The organism is Streptomyces sp. NBC_00490, assembly GCF_036013645.1.
In the GTDB taxonomy this organism is placed as follows: domain Bacteria; phylum Actinomycetota; class Actinomycetes; order Streptomycetales; family Streptomycetaceae; genus Streptomyces; species Streptomyces canus_F.
Genome location: NZ_CP107869.1, coordinates 10,343,464 through 10,361,005 on the forward strand (window position 1 = coordinate 10,343,464; position 17,542 = coordinate 10,361,005).

A 17,542-nucleotide genomic window follows, 5' to 3' on the forward strand; every position below is an offset into this window, starting at 1 on the left:
GAGCGGAGGTGAGTGGTGCAGAGGCACCTTCGCCGCGAGTTGTCAGGAGAGTGGCGTCCCTGAAATTCGAGGAATCACTCATCTGGGGAATTTGAATGATGGGGTGTCAGCGCGGCTGCTAGCGTCCACAAACGTCACACGAGGTCTCATATGCCTCGACCGCACCAAACGTTCAGGACGACCGTGAAGATCAAGCGCGTGCGCATCGAGAACTTTTGCTGTCTGCACAAGGTGGACGTGTCCTTCGAGGAAATAACCTCCTTCATCGGCCCGACAGGCGTCGGTAAGTCCACTGTGCTCCGTGCGCTCGACTGGTTCTTCAACGGTGAAAGGGGCGTCGCCCTCAGCGATGACGACATCCACTCGGCGGCCGAGGACGGCCGGATTTCCGTGGAGGTGGAGTTCGACGGGCTCACCGATCATGATCGCCAGACCCTCGGGCGGTATGCCCCCGACGGTGTCGCGAGCGTGAGCGTCTGGCGGACCTGGCAGAACGGCGAGGACAAGATCACAGGCAAGGCACTCGCATACGGGCCTTTCGAGGAGGTGCGCCGGAACGACAAGGCGATGGAACTGCGCCGTGCCTACGACCAGTTGAGGGAGAGCGATCCCAGCTTGGGGCTGCCGTCTGCCGGCACCAAGGACAAGGCCCTGGAGGCGATGCGCACCTGGGAGTTGGACAACCGCGACCGGCTCACCGAGGCAGAGGTCGAGGACACGCACTTCTTCGGCTTCGCCGGGCAGAGCAGGCTGGCTCAGCTGATCGACTTCGTGTTCGTCTCCGCAGATCTGCGGGCGTATGAGGAGGCCGACGACCAGAAGGCGACCGCACTCGGCCGCATCCTCGACCATGCTGTGGACCGATCACAGGCGAGTGAGCAGCTCGGCGAGATCGAGGAGAACGCGCATCTGGCCCGCCAGGAAGTGCACGCCAAAGTGTACGGTCCCGTGTTGGACGAGGTGTCGGCCGCGCTCTCGTTGGAGGTCTCGAAGTTCACCACAGGACGCGAGGTGGTGGTGACCCCCACAGTGCAGACTCCGAGGCCCGCCCGAACCACGTTCCAGGTGAGCATCCGTGACGGTGCCGCTCATACCTCGGTGCACCGGCAGGGACACGGCTTCCAACGCGCCCTGATCATCGCGGCACTGAAGTACTTGGCCGACCGGCGGCGTCCGGCCGATGGGATGCGGACGCTGTGTCTGGCTATCGAGGAGCCCGAGCTGTTCCAGCATCCGCCTCAGGCGCGCACTTTCGCGAAGGTGCTCCGCGAGCTGGTCGCCACCTCGCCGCAGGGGCGTACGCAGGTCATGTATGCGACCCACAACCCGGTCTTCATCGACCCGAAGGGCTACCACCAGATCCGTCGGCTGTGCCGTGCAGCTGGTGAGGCGCATCCGGCCACCGAGGTGTCGCAGGCTACGGAGGAAGACCTCTGTAGGGCCCTCGACGGGCTCGTGGACAAGAGGTCGATCCGGAGCAGGACTGAGGGAGCGCTAGGAGGTGCGCTGGCGGAGGGCTTCTTCGCCCACGCCGTGGTCCTGGTCGAAGGGCGAGGGGACGAGGGAGTGATCACTGGCTGTGCCGAGCGGTCCGGGATCAACCTGGGCGCGGAGGGCATCAGCGTCATCGAGGTCCATGGCAAGGACAACGTCATGATCTCCGATGCGCTCTTCAGTGCTTTGGGCGTGCCCTGCTACGTCGTGTTCGACGGGGACTCCGGCATGGAGGAGCGCAAGCGGGAGTCGGTGCGGCATTTCATCCCGGAGCAGCGGCAGGAAAAGGAGCGGGAGTTCGAGCGGCAGGCGCGGACGAACCGGAGCAAGAACACGAACCTGCTCCAGTATCTGGGTGCGACGCCGACACCTTAGCCCGCCGACGGCTCGACCGGCCGTTACACCGTCTTCGAGGACACCCTGGAGACCTACCTCGATCAGCATTGGCCCACCTGGGAGGAGCGACGGCAGGAGCTCATCCGTGTCGGCGAGGGCATCGACGGGAAGAATGCGGCGACGTATCTCGAGACGACGCGGACGGCCGCTGCGGACCCGCCGTTCCTTCTGCACGCCTTGTTGGAGAACATCCGCGCGATGGCCGGACGACGGTAGTCACACGGTCAATTCGTCGTGCCAGACGCCGCGACCTCGACAGAGGTGCGGTGATCACCATCAAGGCTTGTTCCGTTACGGAACAACAAGGGCGTTCCGTAACGGAACAAGATGGCCGTTCCGAGAAGGAGCAGGCAAGACCGACGCTCGATTCTGGCTTCGCGGCCTTGCGTGTTCACTCACTGAACAACTCCTCCGTTTATTCGGTGAACGGCAGAGCGGTCAGGCCGGGCAGGCGGAGTGGCTCTGTGATCGGGGCCGTTGGAGGTGGAGGTCAGCCGGCCGGTGCAAGGGTCTCCGCCTGCACGTCGGCCGGTGCGGCCAAGTACCGCTCGGCGTCCAGTGCGGCCGCGCAGCCGCTGGCTGCGGCGGTGATGGCCTGGCGGTAGGTGTGGTCGACGACGTCGCCGGCGCCGAAGACGCCCGGGATGTTCGTACGGGTCGACGGCGCTTGCACCTTCAGGTAGCCGGCGTCGCCCCAACTCCAGCTGGCCGGTGAAGAGTTCCGTACGAGGGCTGTGGCCGATGGCGATGAACAGGCCCGTCACGTCCTGGTCGCGGGTCGTGCCGGTGAAGATGTCGCGCAGCACGACGTCGGCGAGCTTGCCGTCCGTTTCCTTGATCTCCGAGATCTCGCTGTCGAAGGCTGCCTGCGACCTGATCGCCGAGCACTACGGCCGCCGCCTCGACCTCGCCTCAGATCCCGCCGGACGACCCTGACGTGTACGCCATGATATCGAGACTCCAGCCGGCCTCGAACGTGGGCCCCTGGTTGTCGGATGGGGAGTCCCTCATCTGCTGCGCCATCCGTATCGGCGGCCAGGCGCTTCTCTGTTACGGCGAGCGGCAGGCATGGGGAAGAACCAGAGATATCAGATCGCGCCCTTGAGTAAGGGACGGCGGAGATCCCGAGGGCATCGCCGTCAAGTTCGATAGAAAGCTGCTCCAGGACCACAGGCACTCACCAAGCTCAGAAGCTATGAACGAACCCCCACACTGAGGGTTTCTGCGGTTACCGGGGCTTCCAGCTTGGTGGGTTGGCTGAGATCTGCGTTGCGCGGGAGGCACTTTCCATGATCAATTCGGTGACGTTCCATCACGGATCCACCACAACCATGGAGATAATGTGCGCCCTAGATCTGCGGCCCAGGCGGCCGCAACTGCTCTTGTTTCCCTGGGGTTGCTCGTCGGAGCAGGGCTGGAGCCTGCCGGTGCGACCGGCCCCTCCGAGGAAGAACTTCAGGTCGTCTCGGCTGTCGGCACTCTGGGCACCTCGTTGCCCAGCCTGAGCGAGCTGCGGCAGGACTGGACCCATCGCCGCACCATCGCTGACGACCACACTCCCAAGGCCTCGCCGACGACTGGGAGAACACCGCTGGAGACGGTCGGCCCGGCGGCGGCGTGGGCATCCGAGTCGGACGAGCCCGCCGCAGTCGCATCGAACGGTTCCGGCGCGCAGCGCCCCCGAACGCTCGCCGCCGACAGCCTGTACGACGAGCCGGCGCACACCATGACGGCGCAGGAGTGCCGTGACGGCCTGGGCTCCGACAAGAAGTTCTTCATCAAGTCGCGTTTCGCCGTGTGCTCCGGAGCCTCGTTCACCCAGGAATGGATCAAGGACAACAAGCCCGTCGGCGCGAGCACGTTCGGTTTCCTGGCGATCGGCACGATCGCCAAGGGAAGCCGCACGATGAACGTGCAGTACCGGTATGTCCAGATGCAGACGATAGGTACGACGGGCGTCTCCACGTTCATGATCACGCCTAGTGTGACCATTCCTTCGATCTGGCCGGCTACGGCCAAGAGCTCCCAGGATGGGAGCATGCCTGCAGCTCAGAGCTTCGCCGCGCTGCAAGCACAGACCGACCCCGGTTTCCAGCACAATCTGACCGTCGCCAGCGGGCAGGGCGACACGCCCGACGACACCGTCTTCGCCGTCTACCAACCCAAGCTGAAGCTACGCGTGGACGGTGGCTGGAAGATGAACGGCGCGCTGTCCGGTGAGCCCTTCTTCCTGGCACCTCGCTGGGACAAGGCCCAGTACGTCAGCGCCAACGACGGCGCGGCTGTCATGAGTTACATGGTGGCGATGCCCTTCAGCACGAAGACCGGCGCTCCCGAGCGGCTCGCAGCCCAGCACATCAAGGACGCCTACGAGAAGCCGGGAACGACCAAGCCGGACAACGCCAGCAAGAACATCCCCGGCCAAACGGCCGACAGACCACTCACGCGTCTGTACAGCGACACGTCCCGACGCAACGCCAACCGCCGTGCCGCGATCGCCACCTGCAAGAGGTACTGGGGCGACAACTACGCCGACGGCGGCAACGAGTGCGACGAGTTCCCGTTCTCCACCACCTATGAAGGTGCGGCGCAAGCGTCCGCCACGTACGACCCGCAGGGCAAAGCCCCCAAGAGTAACTATTCGGCCCGGCCGATCCCGAAGACGGACAACGGGGCGGGCGGCTCCTTGATGTCCCTCTTCTACAAGTACAACCGGATCATCGACGGCCCCAACGACGGATTCCTCATCGAGGTCAGCTGACACGCCCCGACGTGACGGTGCACCACATGGTGATGCACCGTCACACGGGCCAGAACTGCACCAGATAGTGCTCGATCCCCTCCGGGACATCGAGCTCCGCGAGCCTGCGCACCTCTTGCCTGCCGCGCACATGCACCCGCACCCCCCATGTCCGGCCGGGCTGGCCCAGGACAATGTCTTCCTTGGTCATCCCCGCATAGGTCCACAGGCGTACCTGCCCGGCGGGGGCGTCGATCTGCGTCTGTGTCAGCTCTTCCCACGGCCCGGGAACCGCAGGGGGCTTCTCATCCCAGACCTCCGCGCAGAAATCGGCAGTGTGCGTGTGGCCTCCGCTGTGAATCACCACTCGGCCACCGGAAGACGAGCCGAAGGGCTCATCAGGTCTCGGCTCGTCATCGAATGACGCCCCGACGTCCTCCATCCACAAGCCATAGAACATGACTTCGGCGTCGAGATGCTGCCTAGCCAGCAAGCCCATCCTCTCGCTCCTTCACCAGCCGCCAGCGATCGACGGAACTTTCCAGGGGACGTGGCGATCAGCATGACCTCGGTGGCCTGTCGAGGCAACCTGCCCCACGGCAGACGATCACCTGCTACCGATCACGCCACCGACCAGCACGAGCATGATCAGTCACACCAGCCCCATGACCAGCAACTTACGCCCGCGTCCACCGCTCCCACACCGCCCGCTCGTCATCAGACAGCAGCAACGGCTCCAGCTTCGGGCTGAACCGTTCCGGGCTCGGTAGGGGGAGCGGAGTGTCCAGTGAGCGGCCCTGGCTCACTTTCGGTGGTGACAGAAGGTGATGCTCGATACTTGTAGTGATTTGCCCACGTCAGCCTGCAGGTCGACGCCTGAGCAATTAGTTCGCCCCAGGCAGGAAACGAGGTCCTGGGCGAGCAGCCGCATGACTCAACCAGGCGTTTCTTCCATGACTATCCGTCACCACCGGAAGCGAGCCAGGGCCGTCAAATTGACACCCCCGTCGTGCTGACCTGAGTGTGCGGCCGGTCCGAGTTACTTGACAGCGGGGAGTTGTTCCGGTCGAGCCTTTGGGACGAGCGAGTCGCGACCGGCCACCAGCTCCGGGACGTACTTGTAGAGCGTCGTACGGGAGACGCCCCTCACCGTCGGGCTACCGGCCGCCCCGCCGGGGCGCCGCCTTCGGCCGGTCCTGGATCGGAATATCTGAGACCCGCTCGCTCCAAAGCGGGCGCAGCTGGAGGAACAGCCTGCCTGTGCTCGCGAGCCCCTGAAACGCCTGGGGATTGCCTCAGATCGAGCGCTAGCTACAGCCCTACTCCCTGCGCTACGTCGTCCGCCCCTGGCGCGACGTGGTTCGCCGCGAGCATTCACCCAGCCCCTCAGCGGTGTCGTGCCGCAGCGGCCCCTTCGGGGTCGGAGGCAAGTTGCAGGAGCGCGGCACGAGTGTCTGGATGGTCGGGCCAGTGCTTCACGGCGCGTGGTGCTCCCGACGCGGTGCAGCAGCTCGCCCCGCACCGGCCGGGATCGCCTATGTCGCCGATGAGGCCAGGACCGTACAGAAGGTCCGGCAGGTGCTCGTGCGGGAGTTGGGATGGGAGTGCCGGGCGGTGCTGACGAAGCCGTTCTGGGCGCCGGGGAAGTAGGGGCTGGAGTAGCAGATCCGTGACTGTGAACTAGCTGTCCTGCAAAGCGAATTGGTCCACAATGTGATCGTGGCCACTGCACTGCAGTCAGAGTTCAACGACGGTACGCCCGTCAGATTCCTGCTCTCTCCCGTCCCGCCCAGTGGCGCCGCCGGACGGGACGACGATCTCCCCGCGGGGATGGGGACATCGACGCCCGTGGCCGCCGGGCGGCGGGGCGTCGCCGAATTCGCGACCGGTGCCCTGCGCAGTGCCCTGGCACCGCTCGGCGTGCTGCTCCAGGAGGTGCATGGCACCGTCAACGCCGTGCCGGAGCCGCCCAGCGAGATGAGTGTGACGTTCGGAGTGCAGGTAGGGCACGACCTGAAGCTCGGGATCGTGAGCGGCAACGGGCAGGCGCATCTCACAGTGACCGCGACCTGGCAGCCGCCACGGGCCGACGGAGGCACGGCTGCACCGGGCGCGGAGTGACCCATGGGCTGGTTCCTCCTGGCCGAGACGGTCCCCGACGACGACCCCTCCCACCACGTGGTGACCGTACGGCGGACGAACGACGGCCTGACCGCAGGAGCGGGCCTGGTCGTGGGTGTGGACACCGTGCTCACTTGCGCCCACGTCGTCAACGATGCGCTGGGCCGGCCCCTGTTCGACCCCCGTGATCCGGAGCGGCGGCCGCTTCTCGTCCAGCTGCACGGGAAGCTCGGCTCCCGTCAGTACTTCGCGCACGTCGAGCACTGGATCCCACCGCGTTCCGAATCTGGCGGGAGAGTACTGGAGGGAGACACAACCTGGCTCGGCGACCTCGCGGTGCTGCGGCTCCAGGCGGCATCCGGTGAATTGCCCGCACCGCCGCGCAGGACCACGATGTCGCAGCAACAGAAGGTGCAGGCCTGGCACGGCAGCGGGAAGGAGGCGACGTTCGCAGACCTCACCGTCACCCTGCTCGCCGGCCCCATCGGCTACGTCGACGGAGCGCCGACCGGTATGGCGGTGGGCCCCGGTTACAGCGGCAGCCCCTTGTGGTCCCCGCACCACCGGGCTGTGGTCGGACTGGTGGCCGCCGCCTTCCTGCTGCCCGGCCAAGACCCCGACTCCGGTGCCCCGCTCCCGTACCACCCCCAGCAGATGAACCGGCGCGGCTGGGCCATCCCCTGGCAGCGCGTCGAGGCCGAACTGCGGCCGCTGGGTGTCCTGGACGCCCGGTCGCCCGAGCCCGGCGATCCCGAAGACCCCGCGTTCGGGGTGCTCGCGGACCTCGTCGCGGACCTGCTGCCATCGGGGAACAGGCGCGTCGACTTCGGCCGCCGGCTGGCCCGGGCGTGCGGTGTCGGGTACAGCAGCGACGTCACTCCGCCCACGCCCGAGGAGTTCGCCGCGTTCCTGCTCTCGCACCCGCGTGCCGTGGCCGCCCTCACGGCGGTGCTACGCCGCGAGCCCGGCGGCGCCTCCCGGCGCGTCCTGGCCGTCGCCGGTCTGGTCCGCGCCGCCCGGCTGCTGACCCCGCAGGAGTACCTCGAACTCCGCGACCGGCTGCGGATCCTGGACCCCGGTGTGCTCGCCCGGCTGCCCGAGACGGTGCGGGCCGCGCTACCGCACCTCGCCGTTTTCCCGGACGGCACAGATCTGGACGCGCTGCTCGACCAGTTGGAGGCACTGCCGGGTGACGGCCGCTCCGCCGACGGGGAGGCCAGGGTCCCGGCACTGCTGCGGGTCATGGAGTACGTCGCCGCGCTGTGCGTGGAGCCCCGCCAGTCGGAACTGCGCCTGTGGGCGAACAGAGTCGTGGCGCGGCTCGGCGTCCCACAGGCCGCGCTGGCCGAGCGGCGCTGGGACGCACAGGTGTGGGCCCGCTCGGTACGGGACCGGTCCCGGCGCGCGCGGGTCCTGGTAGAGGTGACCCGGGCGGAGCGCGACCGGCACCGGCTGGGCATCTGGTGCGACGAAGGTGCCGGGCCCCGGCGGGTGTCGGCCGAGAGCGTCGGGTCCTACTCGGCCTCCGAGGCGGCCCGGGAGGTCCTGCGGGTGGTCACCTCGCTGACGCCCGACGCCGTGGACGCCCGGCCGCCCCTCGTCGAGGTGCTCGTGGACCGCAAGAGCCTGAACCTGCCCGTCGACGAATGGGAGGCACAGGTACCGGGCGAACTCGTCCCCGGCGTGCTCGGCGTGGAGTTCCCTCTCGTCGTGCACTGTCCCGAACTCCTGCGCAGGCACGGGCGGTTCCTGCCCCACTGGCGCATCAGGTGGAACCGGCTCGACTCGGGGAAGACTTTCGTCATCGACGAGTCCATGGACCCGGACACGCTCTACCCCAAGCTTGTCAACCAACTCGACACGGTGCGCGTCTCCGTGGACGTACCGCCCGGTTCGCCGCGGGACAGCATCGTGCAGACTTGCCTTGTCCTGGGCATTCCGGTGGTGGTGTGGGACCGCGGACCAGACGGCAGGTCCCACGCCGTCAAGCACATGGCGGACGTCGCCACCCGTGAATTGCCCGAGGGAGTACGCGGATACCGCGCGGGCTCCCTGGCCAGTCCGCCCGAGTTCCCCGGGCGGCCTGTCCTGGCCTGGGCCGACGCCGACCGCACCACGCCTCGACTACAGCTGACCGAACCACAGGAGAGCGCATGACTTCGGCTCCCGAGGCGGACTGGCGCCTCTTCCGCGGTGACGGCGTCCCGAGGGCCGTCGCCCTCCCGTCCGCCCCACCGTGGCGCCGCTTCACCCCGGTGCGGACGATGCGCGCCGAACTGCCGTATCTCATTGAGCGGCAGCACGCGGACGTCGTCAACGCCGCGCTGCACCTGCGCCGTCCCCTGCTGGTCACCGGGCCGGCTGGCACCGGCAAGTCGTCGCTGGCCCGGGCGGTCGCGCACGAGTTGCGCCTGGGCGAACTTCTGCGCTGGTCGGTCAACAGCCGCTCCACCGTCAAGGATGCGCTCTACCAATACGATGCGATCGGTCGGCTGCGCGAGACGACACTCAGCCGGGACAGCGGTGAACGCGAGCCGTCTATCGGCACGTTCGTCCGGCTCGGCCCGCTCGGCACCGCCCTGGTCCCGTCGGCCACCCCGCGCTGTCTCCTCGTGGACGAGATGGACAAGGGCGACGTCGACCTCCCCAACGACCTGCTCACCGTCTTCGAGGAAGGGGTCTTCGACATCCCGGAGCTGACCCGACTCCCGGAGGACATGGCCGACGTCGAGGTGCAGACCTACGACCACGGGGGCACGATCCGGGTGCACCAAGGGCTCGTCCAGTGCGCGGAGTTCCCCGTCGTCGTCATCACCAGCAACGGCGAGCGGGACTTCCCGCCCGCATTCCTGCGCCGGTGCATCCGGCTCCAGCTGCCGGTGCCGGACGAGCGGCGGCTGCGGGCCATCGTCGAGGCGCACCTGGGAGCGGACGCGCTGCGGGCGGCCGACGATCTGATCGAGGCGTTCCTGCGCCACCGTGCCCCGGGTGAACTCGCCACCGACCAGTTGCTCAACGCGGTGTTCCTGCGCACCGGCGGGGTCGACCTGAACGCGGAGGGGCTGCTCGACGCCGTACTGCACCGGCTCACCGGGGCGATGTAACCATGCCGGGCGGGGCCCGCGAGCGGTTCGGCGAGATGCTGCAGGTGCTCGCCGCCTGCGGGCACGACCTGGACGCCGATGAGGTCCTCGACGTGTTGTGGCTGGCGCGCCGGCTGCCCGGGGGCGAGGACGCGCCGCTGCACCTGAAACCGTCCGCCGAGCGGCCGCACCCCGCTCCGACGCCAGTCGCCCCACCGGACCCGGCTGCTCCCGAGCCACCGCCGCCCGATCCCGACGACCCGGGACTGCCCGACCTCATCCCGCCGACCCTGTACGCGGCAGCCCGCCAGACCCCGGCCCCGCAACCGCGCTCCGGGTGGCCCGGCGCGGAACACCGCCGGGCCATGTCGGTCAGGGTGCCCGAGAGCAAGGCCCTCGCCGACGGACTCGCCGTCAGCCGGGCGTTGCGGCCTCTCCGGCGCCGTCTGGACAGCCGGCACCGCCTGGAGATCGACGAGGAGCGCACCGCCGCCCGATTCGCCGAGGCCGGGCTGCCCGACATGGTGCTGCGCCCGGCACGGGAGCGGTGGCTGCATCTGGTGCTGCTCGTCGACGACGGTCTGTCCATGCTGCTGTGGCACCGGCTCGGGGCCGAACTGCGGTTCCTGCTGGAGCGGTTGGGCGCCTTCGCTACGATCAGGGTGCTCGGCCTCGACACCCGCGCGGGACGCCGACCTCGGCTGCACGCGGGCCCGTTCCGGCCCGACAGCCCCGAGCTGCCGCTCAGCACCGTCAACGACCCCTCCGGCCGCACACTTGTCCTTGTCGTCAGCGACGGCATGGGCCCCGCCTGGCGGGCGGGCGTGATGCACGAGCTGCTGACCGAACGGGCGGCGCACGGACCCGTCGCGGTGCTGCACACCCTGCCGCCGGAGATGTGGGAAGCGTCCGGCATCGCCGCCGAGCACTGGCAGGTCACCACCCGGCGGATCGGCGGCGCCAACACGTCCTGGGAAATCTCCGACCCCGTGCTCCCGGCGGGGCTGGGCGAGTTCGACGGCGTACCCGTGGCGGTACTGGAGCCGACGGCCGCGTCACTGCGCCCCTGGGCGGACCTGCTCGCCTCGCCTGGTACCTCCGCGGAGTTGCCGCTGCTCACCCGCCCCGGCCGGGCTGGCGCCGTCGCCGCCTCACTCGATCCGGACAGTACCCAGCACTTCCGCGACGCGGCCACTCCGGAGGCCTACCGGCTCGCCGCCCATCTCGCGGCCGTGTCCCCGCTGTCGGTGCCGGTGATGCGGCTCGTGCAGGGCGAGGTGCTGGCGGCGCGGCCCTCGCATCTGGCGGAGGTCTTCCTCGGCGGTCTGGTACGGCCGCATCCGGCACCCGTGCCGGGCCCGCTGCCGGCCAAGCACCGGGTGTTCGACTTCTCGGAGGAGGCCAAGGCAGTGCTCTTGGACGCGGTGCCGCAGGCCGAACTCCTGCGCACCGGGCGACTCATCGGACACCGCCTTGAGGAACTCGCCGGAAACTCCCCCGACTTCCCCGCCTGGCTGGCCCATCCGGACGGCTCCGCACAACTGCCCGCCTCGCAAAAGCCGTTCACCAGCGTCGAGCGACGGCTGCTCGCCCGGTTCGGTGTGTCCTTCGACCGCGTCTCCCCGCTGCCCGGACCTCGGCCTGAGGCGGTGGACGCCGGGAACGCGGACGACTGGGTGCCGCTGACCGCCCAGGACCCCGTCCGGCTCGGTCCGTACGAACTGCGCGGGCGGCGCCGAGGCCGCCGTACGGTGGTCTACCGCGGGGTCACCGCGGACGGCGCGGCGGCCGTGCTGCGGGTGCCGCGGCCGGATCTGCCCGCAGCCAACATCCGGTTGCTGGAGGTGGAGGCAGAGGCGCTGGCCCGGCTCCAGGGACCGTATGTGCCCGCGCTGCTCGCCACCCGGTTCGACGACTCGCCACCCTGGCTGGCGATGGCGCCGATTGCGGACACCGAGGCACCGCGCGCACGGCCTCCGCAACTCGTCGACTTCGTCAACGAGGCGATCCCGACCGGGGCCGCGCCCTTCGACACACTCCGCGGGCTCCTCGTCGCCTACCACCTGGCCAGCGCGCTCGCTCTGTGCCACGCCTCGGGACTGGTCCTCGCGGACCTCAACGCCGACGACGTGTACGTGCTGCGCCGCACCGTCGTCCTCGGCGGCCTCTCGGACTGTGTCGTCGACGGACGTCACCTGGGCTCCGGACCGGTCCCGACGGCCGCGGACAACGTCCGTTCGCTAGGCGGGCTGCTCCAGCTCGTCAGCACCAAGGCGGGGTTGCGCCTGGCGGGCCTGGCCGAGGGCATGCACCTGTGGCAAGGCACCACCTGGGAGCCGCTGCGGAAGCTGGTGCTGCGCTGTCTCGACGACGATCCCGGACTGCGGCCGACGGCGAGCGAGGTCGCTGACCTGCTGGCCCGGTACATCGCCCAGAACCGACTGACCGGCCCACGGAGCGGCGCAGGCGTCGACGGCGGTGTGCGCGCGGCGGCCCGGGTTCACCTCACCCCGCCCCGACGCTCCGGACCACTTTCCCCCGAACCACCCTCGCTGCGGCTGCCCCGTTTCGGCGCGGGCCGCCGGGAGGGCGAGGCCCGGCTGGAGCGGCTACGCGTCCCGCTGAGGTACAGCAGACGGCTGACCTTGGTCGGCGCTTACCACTACAGCGGGCGGGCCACGACGACGGTCGCGCTGGGCTCCCTGCTGGCCGTGGTGCGCGGCGAACCGGTGCTGGCCCTCGATGGTGCCGCCTCGGAGGGGGCGCTCGACGAGTTACTCACTGACCGTAACCCGGCCACCGTGCGGGATCTCGCCGACCTGCCACCGAACCCGTCGTACGCCTCGGTGAGCGCTCTCGCCACGAAGCTCCCGTCCGGTCTTGAGGTGGTCGCCCACCGCGCGGGCCGCTACGGCCCGAACCCCCTGCACGCCCAGGAGTACGCGCGCGTGCTGGAACACACGGCGCCGTACTACCCGTTGGTGCTGACCGACTGGTCGCCCCAGCGTCTGGACCGGTCAGGCGACGTGGTGCTGGACCACACGGACCAGTTGATCCTGTGCTGTGGCACCACCGATTGGTTCCTCGACGCGGCGCTGCGCCTGCTCGACGGAATGCGGGAGGAAGGACGCCGAGAGCTGGCCGACACAGCGATCCTGGTGGCCGGTCAGATCGACGGTTCGTACCCTCCGCGACCGCGCGGCAGCTTCGCCCCGCGACTGGGTATTCGGTCGGACCGGATCGTGCACGTCCCCTTCGACAGCGCGCTGCGCACGCCCCGCTGGGAGGTGGACCAGCTGCGGGTGGCGACGACCAACGCCTTCCTGGATCTGGCGGAACTGGTCGTCACGCCCTGACCCGCGAATGTGGGAATACCCGGCCACTGCTTCGGCGGCCGGGGATCCCGGCGGAACGTCGGACGAGAACGGAAGTGAGATGGGGCCGAGGGTGCGGACCGTCTCGCGCTCCTCCTCCAGGTCCTTCACGGAGGCGTCGAATGCGGTTCTGTGGTCGGGGCGGTGAGGGCCCTGGTCGGGGTGGAGGACTGGCGTTGAATCTCTTTGTGGCAGGGGGGCTTCGGCGTGGTTTGGGCTGGGGGTTGGTCAGCTGAGGATGCCGGTGATTTCTTTGCCGGTGAGTGCTTGGGCGATCTGCCATGGGTGCGGCTCTTCCTGAGTGAGATCGCTGGTCAGGCCAGGGGTTCGTAGTTGCTCTGGTCGGGCTGGGGGTAGAGGCGTTCGCGTTCTCTGTGGGTGTGGAAGGCCCAGTACTGCGGGAAGTCGCCGTTGCTGATGAGGGCCCGGAGGGTCAGGACGGCTTCGGCGCCGGGAACGCTCCATCGGCTGCCGGTGATATCGAGTCGGTCGGCCACGAGGTGACGTGCTGCTCCTTCGACGATGCCGCTGGCGATCGGCCATCCGGCCGCGAGGGCGTGGTCGTAGTAGAGATAGGCGGCGTTGTTCTCCAGGTAGCGGCAGGCCCGGTCGGCTGCGGCCCGTTGATCTGCGGACAGGCCCAGCCGGTCGGCTTGGGCGCGGATGCCGGTGACGGCGCCGAGGGTGTCGCCGGCCAGGATCCGGGCGGCTTTGGCGCCGACCCAGGTCTCGGCATCCGGATCGGTGGCGGTGTGGAAGCAGCGTGAGGCCGCCCAGAGTTTCTCGATCACGTGGACGATGTCGAGGACGACGTGGATGGTGACGCCTCGTCGGGCGGCCTCCGCATGGATCAATTCGAGCTGGTATTCGGCGCCGTCGACCAGGACCACCCAGCACCGGCGGTGCTGGGGATCACGGGCTTGGGCCTGGTCGAACGCGGCGGCAATGACGTGGTCCGCGTCGTGTTGGACCGAGGCGGTGAGCCACTTCGCGCGGGCCTTAGAAGCCCTAACAGAAGCCGATGATCATGTGACTGTCGGTCTGGTCGGTCGTTGCTGTTGTCGTGGGAAAGAGGGAGTCGCGTCCGTGGATTGTCTCGGACGAACTGTGGTCGCTGGTCGAGCCGTTGCTGCCCCAGCCGGGTCCGAAGCTGGTGGAGGCCGGCCGCGGGTCCCGGACCGGCAGGCGTTGTGCGGGATCCTGTTCGTGCTGCACACCGGCATTCAGTGGGAGTACCTGCCCCAGGAGCTGGGCTTCGGCTCCGGCATGACGTGCTGGCGGCGCCTGGCCGCATGGAACGAGGCCGGTGTGTGGGACGAGTTGCACCTCGTGCTGCTGAAGAAGCTGCGGGCCGCGAAGAAACTGGACTGGTCGCGGGCGGTGATCGACTCCTCGCACGTACGGGCCGCTCGGCGCGGCCCAAAAGCGGGCCCAGCCCGGTCGACCGCGCACGGCCGGGCAGCAAGCACCACGTCCTCACCGACGGCCAGGGCATCCCGCTCGCGGTGTCGCTGACCGGCGGGAACCGCAACGACGTCACGCAGTTGCTGCCCCTGCTGGACAAGGTTCCGGCCGTGGCCGGCGTCGTCGGCCGGCCCAGACACCGGCCCGACGCGCTCCTGGCTGACCGCGGCTACGACCACGACAAGTACCGCCGCCTGCTCTGGGCCCGCGGCATCCGGCCGGTCATCGCCGAACGAGGCCAACCACACGGCTCCGGCCTGGGCATCTTCCGCTATGTCGTCGAGAGAACGATCGCCTGGCTGCACGGCTTCCGCCGCCTGCGGATCCGCTGGGAACGACGCGACGACATCCACGAAGCTTTCCTCGGCCTCGCCACCTGCCTCATCACCCACCGGCATGTACAGCGCCTTTGTTAGGACCTCTAAGTCCGAGGATGGAGCCGGACTATTCGTCGCGAGGATTCAGGTGTGGGGTAGAATTCACGCGCTCTGGGTTTGACCGATCGGGTGATGATCGGTCAAACCCAGAGCGCGAATTTTCTGCTCTACAGGGCTCGCTCTGATAGTGGAAACGTGCTTACGGGGTCGGGTACCGCTGCGCCGACTGCACTGCTGCATTGTCCCATTCCGGGTGCAGAAAATTCGCACTTTCGTATCCGTGGACACGGACTGTGCTTGCGCAAGCAGTGAGGTCTTTCAGCGGTACTCACTCTGGAGCGGCAACGCTGAAAGACCTCAATGACTGCGATGGCAGATCAACTACCGGTTCGTCGGCCGTTGTGACGGGGCCTGGTCCTATCGACTGAAGACGTCCAATATCCTTTAGGGCTCTGCGATGCCCGACGTGTTCCTTGGTGTGCCGACGCGCCGTGTAGACGAGCGGCAGTCCCTGCGCTGAACTCCGCGGTTGCTGTGCGTGAGGATTCTATTCATAGGGGTCTTTGAAATCTTCGTTGTTCCTCATCGCCGAGGCATCCCTCATCATTTGAAGCCCCTCACCTCCCATGTAGCACCCAACGTTGACTTCGCTGTCAGTTATTACAGTTTGGAGTTCGGCGTTGCCCCCGAAACTCCGCAGGGATCCGTCAGGGAGTGTCAGGAATAGACTCACTCCAACGAATTTTCCTTCCTTTGCTATTTGAAGGCATAGCGATGCTGCTTCGCGACTTGAGTTGAGCAATCTGTGCGCTTCTTCGATAGCGAAGAAAATGCCGGGAGTGTCACTTTGGGGCGTCTCGTACCCGCCCTTTTCTTTTCTTATTTCGATGATCCGCACAAGGCCGCGCAAAGCAGCTAGCGAGGAATTTAAATTATTGCCTGAAAGGTGATAGGCCACCTTATTGCCCTTGAATGCCTCAAAGTGCTTCTGCTCCGGGGACCAATCAATAAGGAAGAGTGTGTACTTCTGGCTCTGTAGTGCACCAAGAAGGATTAGTAGGAGGTGATTGCTCTTTCCGACCCCTTCCGCTCCTGCGATGATCCCGTGCATCGCTCCTACGCCGGGCTTATGTAGGGGGAAGCCGACTCTCCTTCCATCCCTGTATGCCCCTGTGGAGATATATCCTGTCTCTGGATCGTATAGGGGGACCTCGGGGTTGTAGGTGATTCTACTGGTGTGGAATTCATCTTGGGCTTCCATGTATTGCCAGTAGCGCGCTCTCTTTCGGTCGCCCATCTCTAACGCGATTATCGCAAGGTTTGATGCGGCGCTACCGTTTCCATTTAGAGCGAGTGGTTCCCAGGCTGCTATGGCGTACTCGTTGATCCCGGCCATGTAAGCGCGCATTCCGATGAGCCATCGATCGTCCTCGTCTGGGCATAGTTCCAATGCTTCTTGCCAGATGAAATCAGGGATTTCGCCTCCGCCCTGCTCGTTTCGCTTGGCAGCGTCTGGTAGGTAATCGAAGGCGCGCCAAGTTTCTTCGTATTCACCACGAACCAAGAGGCCAGCTACACCGAACCGAACCTTCGTTGCCCATCTCTTAGCATCATCCCAGCTTTCGGTTATGAGCGTTGGGCTACTTAGATACCTGTGATGCACCTCTTCGAGCACGCTGATGTCGACGGCTTCACTGAACCCGGCTCGCGCAAGATCCACCGCTGCCTGGACTAGCGCTGCTCCTCGTGGATGGCCGTGCACCCGATGCGCTCTCTGCCAGTCCTCCATTAGGGCAGGGCCAGCCGCGAGGTACTCGGATATGCCGTACACAGCGCTATGCGCTATGGCCTCCGTGATTCTCTCATCGTCAGAATCTGAGGCACGCTTGATTTCGCTAGCACTCCATAGTCGGGATATGAAGATCGGTTCCACTGTCCTGAGCAATCGATTCCCGATGCGTCGAGACGCTTCCGAGCTTGGATGAGGGTGTGAATTTGCGTAGACCTCAAAAAGCTCATCTCGCATAGTCGCTACGATCGCAACGCCTAGACTCTCCAGAACCTGAAGTGTCGTCGTATTTAGCCCTCTCTCCCCAAGGAACCCCTCCAGATCGTCCAGCCAGAGAACAAGAGGGTTCACCTCAGAATCCATTAGGTGATCACACAACTGGTCGATTCTAGCTCCGTGCGGCGGGGCGTATATCGTATGACTCGGCATGCATCGCTGAATTGCATGATACGCCGTTCGACTTTTTCCCGAGGTGGAGTCTCCAGTGAGAAGGATCATTCCGCCATTGACTGAAATATGCTTCATTCGCTTCGCGATGTCTTTATCTATGTCGCGAAGAATGTACGGCGGAAGAGTTAAGCGATCTCCTACCGTGCGGGTCCTATGGATGCCTAGTTTGAGAGCATCAACAGCATGAACCTTGGGCCATCGTGTGGAGCTAAGGATAGGTTCACAATTTAGGTCTATGTGTATCTCGGAGTTAG

General features: G+C 66.7%; 9 protein-coding genes and 2 pseudogenes. 7 read left to right on the forward strand and 4 right to left on the reverse strand.

What is annotated here, in order from left to right:
* Positions 1-183 precede the first annotated feature (183 nt).
* On the forward strand, positions 184-1,869 hold the full coding sequence (locus OG381_RS47360; protein ID WP_327722177.1) for an ATP-dependent nuclease: 1,686 nt from the start codon (positions 184-186) through the stop codon (positions 1,867-1,869).
* 511 nt (positions 1,870-2,380) lie between these two features.
* On the opposite strand, the pseudogene OG381_RS47365 reads toward OG381_RS47360, so the two are convergent.
* A pseudogene (locus OG381_RS47365) lies at positions 2,381-2,753 on the reverse strand (NAD(P)/FAD-dependent oxidoreductase); the annotation flags it as partial.
* 479 nt (positions 2,754-3,232) lie between these two features.
* On the opposite strand from OG381_RS47365, the gene OG381_RS47370 reads away from it, so the two are divergent.
* A complete protein-coding gene (locus OG381_RS47370; protein ID WP_327722178.1) occupies positions 3,233-4,651 on the forward strand; it encodes a NucA/NucB deoxyribonuclease domain-containing protein in 1,419 nt (472 codons plus the stop codon).
* Positions 4,652-4,691: 40 nt separating this feature from the next.
* Here OG381_RS47370 and OG381_RS47375 read toward each other — a convergent pair whose 3' ends face one another.
* The gene (locus tag OG381_RS47375) at positions 4,692-5,129 is read right to left on the reverse strand and encodes a hypothetical protein (protein ID WP_327722179.1); all 438 of its coding nucleotides are present in this window, start codon (positions 5,127-5,129) and stop codon (positions 4,692-4,694) included.
* 1,220 nt (positions 5,130-6,349) lie between these two features.
* On the opposite strand from OG381_RS47375, the gene OG381_RS47385 reads away from it, so the two are divergent.
* From OG381_RS47385 to OG381_RS47400, 4 genes are read left to right on the forward strand one after another with little or no spacing between them, the layout of a single operon-like run.
* Entirely contained in the window at positions 6,350-6,751 is a 402-nt protein-coding gene (locus OG381_RS47385) for a CU044_2847 family protein (RefSeq protein WP_327722180.1), read from the forward strand.
* Between the two features lie 3 nt (positions 6,752-6,754).
* Positions 6,755-8,908 carry a VMAP-C domain-containing protein gene (locus OG381_RS47390; RefSeq protein ID WP_327722181.1) on the forward strand — a complete coding sequence of 718 codons (2,154 nt, stop codon included), beginning with the start codon at positions 6,755-6,757 and terminating at the stop codon, positions 8,906-8,908.
* Positions 8,905-9,855: an AAA family ATPase gene (locus tag OG381_RS47395; RefSeq protein WP_327722182.1), complete on the forward strand. Its 951-nt coding sequence runs from the start codon at positions 8,905-8,907 to the stop codon at positions 9,853-9,855. Before OG381_RS47390 ends, OG381_RS47395 begins: the two co-directional genes overlap by 4 nt.
* A 2-nt stretch (positions 9,856-9,857) precedes the next feature.
* Positions 9,858-13,190 carry an SAV_2336 N-terminal domain-related protein gene (locus OG381_RS47400; protein ID WP_327722183.1) on the forward strand — a complete coding sequence of 1,111 codons (3,333 nt, stop codon included), beginning with the start codon at positions 9,858-9,860 and terminating at the stop codon, positions 13,188-13,190.
* 332 nt (positions 13,191-13,522) lie between these two features.
* Here the strand turns inward: OG381_RS47400 and OG381_RS47405 are convergent, their stop codons facing one another.
* Positions 13,523-14,098 carry a hypothetical protein gene (locus tag OG381_RS47405; RefSeq protein WP_327722184.1) on the reverse strand — a complete coding sequence of 192 codons (576 nt, stop codon included), beginning with the start codon at positions 14,096-14,098 and terminating at the stop codon, positions 13,523-13,525.
* 173 nt (positions 14,099-14,271) lie between these two features.
* Between OG381_RS47405 and OG381_RS47410 the strand changes: the two are divergent.
* Positions 14,272-15,088: pseudogene (locus OG381_RS47410) on the forward strand (IS5 family transposase).
* 508 nt (positions 15,089-15,596) lie between these two features.
* On the opposite strand, the gene OG381_RS47415 reads toward OG381_RS47410, so the two are convergent.
* Complete coding sequence (locus tag OG381_RS47415) at positions 15,597-17,201, reverse strand: hypothetical protein (RefSeq protein WP_327722185.1); 1,605 nt, start codon at positions 17,199-17,201, stop codon at positions 15,597-15,599.
* Between the last annotated feature and the right edge of the window lie 341 nt (positions 17,202-17,542).

Excerpts from the sequence above, each read along its gene's own strand:
- OG381_RS47375 (WP_327722179.1), bottom strand. The coding sequence starts at position 5,129 with ATGGGCTTGCTGGCTAGGCAGCATCTCGACGCCGAAGTCATGTTCTAT.
- OG381_RS47390 (WP_327722181.1), top strand. The coding sequence starts at position 6,755 with ATGGGCTGGTTCCTCCTGGCCGAGACGGTCCCCGACGACGACCCCTCC.
- OG381_RS47395 (WP_327722182.1), top strand. The coding sequence starts at position 8,905 with ATGACTTCGGCTCCCGAGGCGGACTGGCGCCTCTTCCGCGGTGACGGC.
- OG381_RS47400 (WP_327722183.1), top strand. The coding sequence starts at position 9,858 with ATGCCGGGCGGGGCCCGCGAGCGGTTCGGCGAGATGCTGCAGGTGCTC.
- OG381_RS47415 (WP_327722185.1), bottom strand. The coding sequence starts at position 17,201 with ATGGATTCTGAGGTGAACCCTCTTGTTCTCTGGCTGGACGATCTGGAG.